We start from the raw sequence: 8,523 nt of genomic DNA on the forward strand, positions 1-8,523 counted from the left end.
CCAACAGCCACTACAACGGATTTGGGCAATTGGCTTAATGGAAAGTTGGTTTTGTATTTGGGATGATTTGGCAAATCCGAATAATGGACTTAATTTAGTCCCAAACCCGCTGTAGTGCCAAGACGTTGGCGGTAATTGCGACATATTTACTCTTAAATTGAACCCTTCAGCTAATGGAATAAAGTAAAAATATGGATGAATATCAGAAAAGCATAAATGGTAAATAATTATTTTCAGAACATTAAAGAGGCATTAATAAAAAAATTGCTTTTTAAACTTAAAATACAATAACTATGAACTCTGCGAAAAAACAGAAAATAATTTTAATAGTAATTCCGTTGATATTTATTGCTAGTCTCTACTGTAGAAGTGATGTTTGCTATGTTGAAAATTACTATTTGATAGCTACATTTACTACTATTCTATTAATAGCAAGTGCTATTAAATTAAAACTCAATAAGCTGTTTACAAGATTATATTTATCCCTTATCTTTTTTTTGTGGGTTTTACTTTCCCTTACTGTATACGCCTATTTCACTCAATTCGTTCAACATTATACGCCATGTAATTGGGTATTTAGACTTTTTTTTGAATAAGTAAAAAAGTAACTACCGCCAACACACGCTACAAGCAATTTGGGGATTTGGCTTAATTTGAAGTTGGTTTTGTATTTGGAAGATTTGGCAAATCCGAAAAATGGGCTTAATTTAGTCCCAAACTGCTTGTAGCGCGGGGACGTTAGCGGTCAGTTGCGAGAAACGAGGGGGAATACAACAACTTTATTCAACTTTATAAAATAAAAATAATGTTAGACGAACAGAATAAAACCATCACTCAAAAAGAAGGTTACGAAGCAATGTTATATTTATTAAAAGCATATTGGGAAAACAGTGGTTCAAATGATTTAACAGATATTTTAAGCGGTGGAGAATATTGGAAAGGAACCGACCAACCTGCAGATTCAGCATTTTGGGAATATTGGATTGAATCTATTGAAAAGGTAAAAAAAGAAGGTCCAATGTTTAAAGTTCTTAACAAATCTTAAAAACACAAAAGCTGAAATTAGGAATGTAAATATTGAAGTTTGACAATTGAGACGTGAAAAGCAGAAACGTGAATATTGAAATTTCTAATTGGAATGTAAATGTTCGAGATTTTAAGCAGAAAAAGAAAAACTGAAACTTAAATTCTCTGGTTTTCTAATTGAAGCGAAACAATCGTTTTGATTGTGAAATTGAAACGAAAAAAAGGGAATTAAATTTAGCCGAGATTTGGGTAAGAATTGGGTTTTAAATCTGCCAACATAAGGCTGAGAATCGATTAATAATTAGGAATATCGGCTAGAAACAACCGAACCGCTAACAGCCACTACAACGGATTTGGGCATTAGGCTTAATGGAAAGATGGTTTTGTATTTGGGATGATTTGGCAAATCCGAAAATAGGGCTTAATTTAGTCCCAAACCCGCTGTAGTGCCAGAACGTTAGCAGTCATAGTTCCTTGGAATAGAGAAATTTACGTTAAAAAAACAATAAAACAGAAACTAATCTTGCGTTTAAACGGCTGACAAACTGAACGCAATTGAAATGGATTTTTGAAGTCGAGTTTCTGAATGGATTTTAAAAATCGAGTTTCTTGTGGCTTAACTTTGTAGATTTTTTTCGTCGATTTTATATCGTATTTCAACAACTTATGCTGTAGCCGAAGATTTAGCCCTTTTCTTGTGTTTAGAAAACGGATTTTGAAAATGTCAATTCATTCGCAATTGGAATGGATTATTAAAATCGATAATTAGAAGTTCTCATATTGCGTGTCACTACGCCTGCTAACACACGCTACAAGCAATTTGGGTATTTGGCTTAATTTGAAGTTGGTTTTGTGTCAGAAAGATTTGGCTAATCCGAAAATAGGGCTTAATTTAGTCCCAAACTGCTTTTAGCGCGGGGACGTTATGCGTCATTCTACCCAAAAATACTTAAAAATTGAATATTTATGAAATTTAAAAATTTTGCTTTAATTGCTTTACTGATTGGATTAAACTTAACTTTCGGGCAAAAAAAATTTTCTGAAAATCCATTAAATGCAGTATTTGAAACAAGAGATACTAAAAACTTTTGGGTTGCTTTTGATAAAATTAATAATTTAAATGAAAATCCTTTTAATGAATACATCGAAAAAGGTTCTGCTGGTGTAAAAGGATTTACACAAAATAGAATTATTAACGCAGATTCGCTTTTCGTAGTGGTGAAAAAACGTAAAACGGATTACGAACTTTCAAGAAATGTGCTTGATGGTATTTCAGGAAAAGAAAAAAGAGTTAGGGCAATTTACAGTGCCTTAAAATATTGGTATCCAACAGCAAAATTCCCGCCTGTATATTTTGTTTATGGAAGATTTAATTCAGGTGGAACTTCTTCAGATGATGGAATTATTATTGGAACTGAAATGCTAAAGAATCTTGACGGAGTTACAGGTCTTATCGCTCACGAACTTATTCATTATCAACAACATGTTGAAGGAAAAGATATACTTTTAAAATGGACACTGCTTGAAGGAGGTGCAGATTTTATTGGAGAACTCATTTCAGGAGAATCAATAAATAATTCTTCATATAAATATGGTGAACAACACTTGGATAAATTATGTCAAGAATTTGTAACGAGATTAAAAAATAAAGATAATCAAGATTGGCTATATGGAACTTCCAATAAAGACGACAGACCAAATGATTTAGGATATTGGATTGGTTATAAAATAACAGAATCATATTTTAACAAGCAAAAAGACAAACAAAAAGCAATTGAAGAAATACTAAACATAAAAGACCCAATGCAATTTTTAAACCAAAGCGGTTTTTTAGATTCATATATTGAAAAGTATCAAAAATCAAAAAAGGAAAGTTATAATGAATTTTTCAAATAATAAAACTGATAAAAAGAACGCCGCATAACACACGCTACAAGCAATTTGGGGATTTGGCTTAATTTGAAATTGGTTTTGTATTTGGAAGATTTGGCAAATCCGAATAATGGGCTTAATTTAATCCCAAACTGCTTGTAGCGCGAGAACGTTGGCAGACATACTATCCGAACAGAATGAAAAAAGAAAATTAAATAAAACTATGAAAATTAAAATCTCACTAATTGCACTTATTTCAATTGTTGGACAATTTATTTATGCACAAAACAGCATTCCGGTTATAAAATCAACTTCAAAAAAAATTGACATCCGAGATGGGAAAAATTTAAAAAAGCAAGGTTGGAATATTTCACCTGAACTAAATCCAGACGTTTATGAAACAAGTTCATTAGGTCAAAAAGTTACATTTATAACAGACAAAGATTCAATAAGTATAAAAATAAAAAAAGACACCAAATTTAATTTTATAGTTTTGCTAAATGACTCAATAAAAGCGAATACTCAAATCAAATATAAACTGCCGTATTTGGACAAACTAAAAAACGCAGAAAAATATAATTATTCAGACAATAGATTTATTCCAAAATTTGAATATCAATCTATAGACAATCCTAATCTAATCAAAATCAGAAAAGATTTAAAATTAGATTCTATTGCAGGAACAGGAAATGAAATTTCAAAAATACTTAATTTACTACATTGGGTACACAATATCATCCGACACGATGGGAGCAGTAATAATCCAATATTAAAAAATGCAATTGATTTAATTAAAGTTTGTAAAACCGAAAATCGTGGAGTTAATTGCAGAATGATGGCAACTATTCTTAATGAATGCTACTTGTCAATTGGAATAAAATCAAGATATATAACTTGTATGCCCAAAGAAACTGAATTTGATGATTGTCACGTAATAAATATGGTTTACAGCAATGACTTGAAAAAATGGGTTTGGATTGACCCAACATTTGATGCTTATGTAATGAATGAAAAAGGAGAATTGCTTGGACTTTCCGAAGTTCGAGAAAGATTGGTAAATGGAAAAACATTAATCTTAAATCCAGAAGCAAATTGGAATAGAAAAAACTCACAAACCAAAGAAGAATATTTAGAAACCTATATGGCAAAAAATTTATATAGATTACAAACGCCTTTGGTAAGTGAATATGATACCGAAACTTGGAAAATCGGAAAAGAAATAACTTATATTGAACTATTACCATTAGACGGAATTGAGCAAACACCACAGAAAAAAGAAGAAACCAACACTAAAACAAGCGTGAAATTTATAAATTACAAAACAAACAATCCGAATTTATTTTGGACAGAACCAACGAAATAATAAGTACGATCTGCCAACAGCTACTACAACGGATTTGGGCAATTGGCTTAATGGGAAGATGGTTTTGTATATGGGATGATTTGGCAAATCCGAAGAATGGGCTTACTTTAGTCCCAAACCCGCTGTAGTACCAGAACGTTATAAGTAACTTTAGCACGTAAATGCAAACGATATAAAATTATCGTTAGAAATTACTTCTCCTGTTTTTTTGTTTTGCCAATTTTGAGACATTAAAATATATTCTCCATTTTCTTTTTTCCAAGTCCCACAAAAAGCATATCCGTGACTTTCTAATCTTGGAGAATTTGACATACATTTTATTCTCATTCCTATTTCTGGTATTTTAAATGTTATCATAATAATCACATATTTGATATAAAACATAAATAGTATATAAAATTAATATTTCCATAAAAAGCTACTTATAACAGCAATTACACGCTATTGCTAGATTAGTCTTAAATTTAAACTTTGTTTTGCACCTTTCAATTTTGTGTTTAACCGAAAGATAGTTTTGTGTTTGTGCGCAACATCGTGTAGTTGCGAAAAGTTATGCGTCACCTTAAAAAAAATCGAGGAAATTAAACAATAAATTAATTTTTTTTAAAATAAAAAATATACATTTTTCTACAAGATAAAGCAGATATAAAAAATAAAATATGAAAATTTTACTAATAGGAGGAATGGAGCGAGTTGGAAAGACAACTTCCATACGAAGATTAACAGAAACCTTAATTAAAAGCAAAGGTTTTCAACCTGAAAACAATATTAATTTACCTTCAAATCCGACAAAAGACTTTAAGATTATTCTCCATAAAAATGACTTTAGAATCATAATTAATTCAGCCTCAGATAACATAAATATTATTAATTCTTTTAAAGACTTTTTTGAAGAAAACATCCTACAAGGTTACAATATTTTGATTTCATCTGTGAGAGATGATGACTTTTATCCTAGAAAAAATTTCTTCGAAACAATAAATCAATTATCTCAAAACATCGATTTTACATTAGAAATACCATTAGCAAAAACAACTCGACAGTACAATAATTTTGACATTCAATTAAAATGGTATGAAGAAAAAATAGATTCTCTTTTAACACATATTTTAGAACATCACCCTTATAATATCTCTTAACTTAATAAACCTACAAAAACTGATTATCTAAATCAATTGCAATTAAACCAAAAATCAAGATTTTAAAAACCATAATACAAGCATATCATGAGAAAGATAACATTAATAATAGTATTAACTTCATTAATTGCTATTAAATCAAATGCCCAAGAAAGTAGAAATTATGATGCTAATGAAAGTTACCTTCAAATGATTAACAAAGATGCAAGTGATACCTTATTCGAAAAGAAGGAAAAAGACCTAAAGAACATAACAACGTTAGACAAATATTTAGATGGACAAAAAGGAGGAGATAGATGGATTAACAAAGCTGGAGAAAAAGCTCAAGATAGTATTAGAGAAAGCTACGAAACTATTGCCAAAGCTATTTATGATGTTGAAGTTGAAAGCAATGATTACAAAACAGCTATAAACCCTTATAACCAAACAGACAATATCATCTTGTTTACTAAAGACTATGGAAGAGTTAGAATAACTTTCGGAACGAATAAAAGTTTTATAACTTGTCAAGGTATGAAAAACCATCCTTATGAAGCAAATCTTGGCAATAATTATAAATACAATATTATCAATTTTAAATTAGAACAAGATGTTATAGTTGTTAAGACTAAAGACTTACTTCAAGAAGAATTAACAGATTTATATCTAAATTCAAACAAATACCGTATTTCCTATAAATTAAATTCTAATTATAATGAATTTAGAATAGTTGAAGATTTAATAGAGTATATTAATCCTGAAATAAATAAATTACTAAAAGATAAAAATGCCGTATTTGAACTAGATAGAGCACATTCACTTAAATTTACAAAAAACGGAGAAATAAATTCAACAATCAATATGAATATGAACAATGGCACAAACGTCAGTTACACTATGAATACTAATGGAAAATTCTATTCTGAAAAAGATAAAGCTGGTAATAGATATGTGTTAGAAATTATTAAATACGAAAACAAGCAACTTACTGCTAATCTTTCCAATAAAACAGAAAAACTAAACAAAACATTAACACTACAAAATATAATGAATTAATTTATAATTCTATAAACAATATAGATATAAATGATTAATAGACTTAATAACCCATAAGACAACTTGAGAAATAAAGGCGAACGCATAACACACGCTACAAGCAAGCTGGGCATTTGGCAAAATTTGAAGATGGTTTTGTATTTGAAAAATTAGTTTTAACCGAAAGTTTAGGCTTTCTTAATCCCAGCCTGCGTGTAGCGCGGGAACGTTGGTGGCAAGGCTACCGCAGAAGAGACGAAATTAAAAATGAATATATATTATGAAAGAAGAAGTTAAAAAAGTAGCGGGTATGCTAAACGCTATTTTAAACCAACAAGGAATAAATGTAAAAAAAAATGCAATTCTACAAACTTTAGAAGATTTTGAAAATTCAACATTAAGAGAAATTAAAAGAGATTTCGACAACGATGATTATGATGATATTGAAGATTTAACAAAAAACGTTAATGTCTATATTGATTTGAAAAATCAAATTAACGAAAACACATTATCAAACAAAATAGAATGCAAAAATTCATTATCAAGGATTTTAAACGTTTACAATTATTACGAAAGTAAATATGTCCGAGAATTAGAACATAGAAATAGTGAACAACGAAAAAACTACATTGAATCTATTTTATCACCAATTTTACTCATCAGTATATTCTTTGAAGAAGAAATATTAAAATAAATAATCTAAAATTACAATATGTTAAGAGCAAGTATATTTCAAAAAAATATTTTAAAGAATAATGATTATAGTGAATTTGTGTTAAACATTGAAAATTCATTAGTAGATATAAATAATAATTCATTGAAAATTTATAATGAGGAAAAATTAATCTTAAATTCTTCATTGCTTCAAAAAGAAGTAGATTTTCACACCACAACATTTCACGGACAATTTCAAGATGGCACATTATTTAGAGTAATACGTCCAAACGATATTCCATTAGAAAATATCAAAAGTGAATATAATTGTGTTTCTGCCTTTTCAATGGCAAGTATAGAACCAGACGGATATGCAATACATTTTATTTTGACAGATAAAAATGATACGAGAACTAATTCGGTTATTGAAAAAGGTAATGAAGAACAAATACAACGTTTATTAGAAGGATGTATACTTGCTTTACAAAATAAACTTTACAGTAATTTTGTTGATTATTCAAAAAGAATATTAGGGATAATTAACAATGTAAATGAATTGCATAAATATGAATATGGTACGCAAATACTATCACTAATGACTGAGAATATTGAATTATACTCTGATAATGAAAAAGTCAAAATAATTTCCTGAAAATCATAAAATTAGTTTATTAAATCTCAAAACATATTAAATTGGAACTTCATTATAAATTAATTGACTCTAATAAAATTACAGATGAAATTGCCGAAGGATTTAAAAATCTCTTAGTCAAACAAGGTAAAATAGTTGCTCCAAACATAACAAAAATTAAATCTTGTTTTAAAATTGTTGTCTGCTTCGTTGATAATAAATTAATTGGAATTGGCGCACTCAAACCAAAAACTAAGTCTGATTTTTCATCAACTAAAGCAGATTTGCCAAAACTTGAAGAAAATTTCACTTGGGAATTAGGCTATTTTTATGTCAACGATGAATATAAAAACTATGGAATATCATCAACTATTACAAGACTATTACTCAAAGAAATGACAAATGAAAACATTTTGGCATCAACAGAATTATATTCCGAAAACCCAATGAAATATGTGCTTAAGAAATTTGGATTTAAGCAATATGGAAAACCTTGGCTAAGTCAAAAACATAATGGAAATCTTGGTTTATTCTTGAAATTTAAAAAAGGAGAATTACCGAATAAATAAAAGCCCAGCCACCAACAGCTACTACAACGGATTTGGGCAATTGGCTTAATGGAAAAATGGTTTTGTATTTGGGATGATTTGGCAAATCCGAAGAATGGGCTTAATTTAGTCCCAAACCCGCTGTAGTACCAGAACGTTAGCAGGCATATTCACCGAACGAACAAAAAACAGAAAATGAAAAAAATCGCATTATTATTCATAATTTTTATTTCCACTAAAAGCATTTCGCAAACGAAAAATTTTATTGATTTACCT

At 29.2% G+C, this 8,523-nt stretch carries 9 protein-coding genes; 8 read left to right on the plus strand and 1 reads right to left on the minus strand.

The window, feature by feature from the left end; all coding sequences use genetic code 11:
* The first annotated feature begins 805 nt into the window (after positions 1-805).
* From KZH69_RS20005 to KZH69_RS20015, 3 genes are all read left to right on the plus strand, one after another.
* Positions 806-1,045 (plus strand): hypothetical protein, encoded by a 240-nt coding sequence (locus KZH69_RS20005; RefSeq protein ID WP_219319238.1) that lies wholly within the window; start codon positions 806-808, stop codon positions 1,043-1,045.
* Between the two features lie 947 nt (positions 1,046-1,992).
* Positions 1,993-2,922: a DUF2268 domain-containing putative Zn-dependent protease gene (locus KZH69_RS20010; protein WP_219319239.1), complete on the plus strand. Its 930-nt coding sequence runs from the start codon at positions 1,993-1,995 to the stop codon at positions 2,920-2,922.
* Between the two features lie 199 nt (positions 2,923-3,121).
* Positions 3,122-4,261: a transglutaminase domain-containing protein gene (locus tag KZH69_RS20015; protein ID WP_219319240.1), complete on the plus strand. Its 1,140-nt coding sequence runs from the start codon at positions 3,122-3,124 to the stop codon at positions 4,259-4,261.
* A 150-nt stretch (positions 4,262-4,411) separates the two neighbouring features.
* Here the strand turns inward: KZH69_RS20015 and KZH69_RS20020 are convergent, their stop codons facing one another.
* The gene (locus KZH69_RS20020) at positions 4,412-4,618 is read right to left on the minus strand and encodes a hypothetical protein (RefSeq protein WP_219319241.1); all 207 of its coding nucleotides are present in this window, start codon (positions 4,616-4,618) and stop codon (positions 4,412-4,414) included.
* Between the two features lie 302 nt (positions 4,619-4,920).
* Here KZH69_RS20020 and KZH69_RS20025 point away from each other — a divergent pair, with 302 nt between their 5' ends.
* The 5 genes from KZH69_RS20025 to KZH69_RS20045 all read left to right on the plus strand — a co-directional run bounded on the left by KZH69_RS20025 (position 4,921) and on the right by KZH69_RS20045 (position 8,268).
* Positions 4,921-5,400: a hypothetical protein gene (locus KZH69_RS20025; protein WP_219319242.1), complete on the plus strand. Its 480-nt coding sequence runs from the start codon at positions 4,921-4,923 to the stop codon at positions 5,398-5,400.
* 87 nt (positions 5,401-5,487) lie between these two features.
* A complete protein-coding gene (locus KZH69_RS20030; protein WP_219319243.1) occupies positions 5,488-6,435 on the plus strand; it encodes a hypothetical protein in 948 nt (315 codons plus the stop codon).
* A gap of 259 nt (positions 6,436-6,694) precedes the next feature.
* Entirely contained in the window at positions 6,695-7,108 is a 414-nt protein-coding gene (locus tag KZH69_RS20035; protein WP_219319244.1) for a hypothetical protein, read from the plus strand.
* An 18-nt stretch (positions 7,109-7,126) separates the two neighbouring features.
* Complete coding sequence (locus KZH69_RS20040; RefSeq protein WP_219319245.1) at positions 7,127-7,720, plus strand: hypothetical protein; 594 nt, start codon at positions 7,127-7,129, stop codon at positions 7,718-7,720.
* 41 nt (positions 7,721-7,761) lie between these two features.
* Positions 7,762-8,268 (plus strand): GNAT family N-acetyltransferase, encoded by a 507-nt coding sequence (locus KZH69_RS20045; RefSeq protein WP_219319246.1) that lies wholly within the window; start codon positions 7,762-7,764, stop codon positions 8,266-8,268.
* Positions 8,269-8,523: the final 255 nt, after the last annotated feature.

Source organism: Flavobacterium taihuense, assembly GCF_019351435.1.
GTDB lineage: Bacteria > Bacteroidota > Bacteroidia > Flavobacteriales > Flavobacteriaceae > Flavobacterium > Flavobacterium taihuense.

Bases quoted from the DNA above. Each gene is read 5' to 3' on its own strand.
- KZH69_RS20005 (WP_219319238.1), top strand. From the start codon at position 806: ATGTTAGACGAACAGAATAAAACCATCACTCAAAAAGAAGGTTACGAA.
- KZH69_RS20010 (WP_219319239.1), top strand. From the start codon at position 1,993: ATGAAATTTAAAAATTTTGCTTTAATTGCTTTACTGATTGGATTAAAC.
- KZH69_RS20015 (WP_219319240.1), top strand. From the start codon at position 3,122: ATGAAAATTAAAATCTCACTAATTGCACTTATTTCAATTGTTGGACAA.
- KZH69_RS20020 (WP_219319241.1), bottom strand. From the start codon at position 4,618: ATGATAACATTTAAAATACCAGAAATAGGAATGAGAATAAAATGTATG.
- KZH69_RS20025 (WP_219319242.1), top strand. From the start codon at position 4,921: ATGAAAATTTTACTAATAGGAGGAATGGAGCGAGTTGGAAAGACAACT.
- KZH69_RS20030 (WP_219319243.1), top strand. From the start codon at position 5,488: ATGAGAAAGATAACATTAATAATAGTATTAACTTCATTAATTGCTATT.
- KZH69_RS20035 (WP_219319244.1), top strand. From the start codon at position 6,695: ATGAAAGAAGAAGTTAAAAAAGTAGCGGGTATGCTAAACGCTATTTTA.
- KZH69_RS20040 (WP_219319245.1), top strand. From the start codon at position 7,127: ATGTTAAGAGCAAGTATATTTCAAAAAAATATTTTAAAGAATAATGAT.